4 protein-coding genes are annotated in these 2,879 nt (G+C 56.7%); 2 read left to right on the top strand and 2 right to left on the bottom strand.

Annotated features, from left to right (window positions below):
* The coding region (locus tag FYJ24_RS12285) for a dihydrofolate reductase family protein (RefSeq protein ID WP_206192716.1) at positions 1–256 on the bottom strand (256 nt) is incomplete at its 3' end.
* A gap of 182 nt (positions 257–438) precedes the next feature.
* Between FYJ24_RS12285 and FYJ24_RS12280 the strand changes: the two genes are divergently transcribed.
* Positions 439–1,190 (top strand): IS5 family transposase gene (locus tag FYJ24_RS12280; protein WP_371317400.1). Its coding sequence is split into 2 segments (ribosomal slippage): positions 439–762 and positions 765–1,190, totalling 750 coding nucleotides; the frame shifts between segments, so codons are not numbered across the junction.
* A gap of 18 nt (positions 1,191–1,208) precedes the next feature.
* Here FYJ24_RS12280 and tnpC read toward each other — a convergent pair.
* Positions 1,209–2,657 (bottom strand): IS66 family transposase, encoded by a 1,449-nt coding sequence (gene tnpC, locus FYJ24_RS12275; RefSeq protein ID WP_154487592.1) that lies wholly within the window; start codon positions 2,655–2,657, stop codon positions 1,209–1,211.
* 36 nt (positions 2,658–2,693) lie between these two features.
* Between tnpC and FYJ24_RS12725 the strand changes: the two genes are divergently transcribed.
* Positions 2,694–2,879, top strand: a 186-nt coding sequence (locus FYJ24_RS12725; RefSeq protein ID WP_206192715.1) for a hypothetical protein, incomplete at its 3' end; no start/stop codon positions are given.

Here is a 2,879-nt window from a genome sequence, read left to right as displayed (position 1 = left end):
TTGGCTTCCTTCCAACAATAACTTTAGAAATCTTCTTACCTGGGAATAATTTCTGATCGACACTTAAATATGGATTATCAGTTTCAAGAGTTTTTCTCCCAATCACTATACAGTCTGATTCAGATCTAATCTTATGTGTAAAATCTCTTACAGAGCTATTTTGATAACGATAAAATGATTTACTTGAAACACCATTCCCTTCGTCGATTTTTCCATTTAAACTCACCTCGACTAATAACGTTACTATGCTATTCATTATTTATAACCTGCAAGGATTTTTGCTTCAATCTCTATGTTTGATTCTTTAGGGATTATCTCTTGGTAATTGACTCCAGTATTTTCAATTATTATATTTTTATCGCCTAGAGCCTTAGGGTGCGTTAACAATTGCTGATGGAGATCGGGCTGATTTAGAATATCAGCATTTTTCGGTGATCTATGCCTCGGCTAATGCTACGTGATGACCAATGGGAGCGCATCGAGCACATGCTCCCCGGCAAAGCTTCAGATCGCGGGGTGACGGCCAAGGACAATCGCTTGTTCGTGGAAGCCGTCCTGTGGATCGCCCGGACAGGCGCTCCCTGGCGTGATCTGCCCGACGCCTTCGGTCGCTGGCACACTGTCTACATGCGCTATAACCGGTGGTCTAAGAAGGGGGTCTGGCAGCAGGTTATCGACACATTAGCCGATGATCCCGACATGGAGCAGCTGATGATAGATGGCAGTATCGTCAAAGTTCATCAGCATGGGGCGGCAAAAAAACGGCTCAGAGCACCGAAGCCATGGGGAAATCGCGTGGGGGATTGAGCACCAAGATCCACGCGGCGGTCGATGCCCTCGGCAACCCGGTACGGCTAATCCTCACACCGGGCCAAGCGTCTGAGTACGGAGCCGCCCCAGCGTTACTGGCGGGCTTTTCTCCAGCGGCGGTGCTTGGCGACAAGGGGTATGATTCCACCGCTTTGAGGGACATCATTCGAGCGGTGGGCGCCGAGCCGGTGATTCCGCCGAGAAAGAATCGCTTGGAATGCCCCGAGATAGATTGGCACTGTTACAAGGATCGCAACCTGGTAGAAAGGTTCTTCCAGAAAATCAAGCAGTTCAGGCGGCTGGCAACACGCTATGAGCGACTGGCGAGAAACTACCAGTCGCTACTCAACCTTGTATCCGCCGTCATATGGCTGGCCTAATTGTTAACGCTCCCGTAACTATTCAGCACCGGTTGGCTGAGTCGGGGCTTCTTGCTGCATGAAGGCTGGCACCTCCCCCGCAAACAGTTGCTCCAGTGCGGTATGCGCCGCCACCCCTTGCTTGACGGCGGTCGAGAGGAAGCTGCGCATCCGGCAGAAGATCTCCGCCCCCTCCCAGGAGCGGAAACAGCCCGAGATTTTCTGCTGGACCTTGGTCATTCGCAGATCGCGCTCCCCCTGGTTGTTGGTGAAGGGAGCGGCAGGGTCGTCGAGGAAGCGCAACACGTCGTCCTCGTACGCCTGGAGGCGTTCCAGGAGGTTGCGCGGCTTGGTGCGCTTGGCCCGGCCTCGCGTTCCAGGTGGCGGTTTCACCGGCGGGGGGCACTCGGCGTCCCCTTTCGCCAGGCAATCTCGATAGCGCTGCCGCCAGGCTCGGGTCTCATCGGCCGAGAGGCAGCCGTCGGCCACCTCCACGGCGCGATGCATCTCCAACAACAGGTCATGCAAGGCCTTGGCCCATGCCTGGCCATCGTTCTCCCAGGCCGCTGTCAGCTCCCGAAGGTGGTGCGCATTACAGAGCGCGTGCCGGCAATCCGGATAGCGGTAGTAGGGCTTCCAGTGATCATGCACCAGCACGCCACGCACGAAGGGCAATACGCCGATGGCGTCCATCGCTTCCTGGCCGCGCTTGGGGTGCGGGGCCAACCAGGTCAGGGCCTCGTTGGAGGCGCTGTGTAGCCAGTAGCGTTTGCCACCGACCTGCATTCCGGTTTCATCGGCATGGACGGTGGCTGCTTCACGTAGCGCCGGGATCACCCACTCGGCGAACGCCTCGGCCCGCTGGTAGGCCTCCTGGTTGAAGGCGAACAGGGTGCCGGTGCTCAGCGACAGGCCGCACTGCGAGGTGAGCAACTCGCGGATACGCGCATAGGGCAACAGCTGATACTGGGAGAGATAGACGACATGCGCCTTGAGGCGAGGGCCATACTGGATGGGGCGAGTCACGCCCTCGGGGAATGGCGCCACGTAGCGTTGCCCCTGATCATCTTCGAGGACCTCAGCCTGATATTCGGTGACCACGGCCTGGATTACGATGTCCTGCACTTGGCGCGTTTCGACGCCGACCGGGCGGTAAGAACGCCCCTTGGGGAGTTGCCGACGATCGACACGGAGCTTGACCACCTCGTCGGGGTCCGTCACCGGCGCCAACGTCTTACCCTCATGCCCTGGCTGTCCGCCGGGGCGCCGCTCGCCTTTGGCGCGCGAGCGGCGCTGGCGATTGGGATCCTGGGACGGTGGCTTGCTGCTGTTGCGGCTACTGGTGGCCAGGCGATCGGCCATGAGCTTGACCAGCAGCATCAGCACATCGATGGCGGCACGCAGCGACGGCGAGACCGTCTGGTCTTCCTTGAGCTGCTGCCGGACCCGCTCCAGGGCCTCGTCGACGTTGATATCGCTGATGGTCATGTCACCGCATAGATATGCCGAAGGATTAGGCACACTATGCCAGAAAAATCAGGTGGTTGTCGACAGGCTATCCGCAACCACCTGAATAGTTACCGTTTTATTTTGTTTTTTACTTATACATTAGTCGCACGGTCGTTTGAAATCAGTGTTTTAGTCATTTCGATGGAGATAAGGGCGGCCCTTGACCTATGGGTTACCCAAGGGTTTTACGCTATCTTTTTC

This window comes from Scrofimicrobium canadense, assembly GCF_009696615.1.
GTDB classification, from domain to species: domain Bacteria; phylum Actinomycetota; class Actinomycetes; order Actinomycetales; family Actinomycetaceae; genus Scrofimicrobium; species Scrofimicrobium canadense.
Note: the sequence above shows the minus strand (reverse complement) of the source record. Positions and strands in the feature narration are given on the sequence as shown.

Excerpts from the sequence above, each read along its gene's own strand:
- tnpC (WP_154487592.1), bottom strand. The coding sequence starts at position 2,657 with ATGACCATCAGCGATATCAACGTCGACGAGGCCCTGGAGCGGGTCCGG.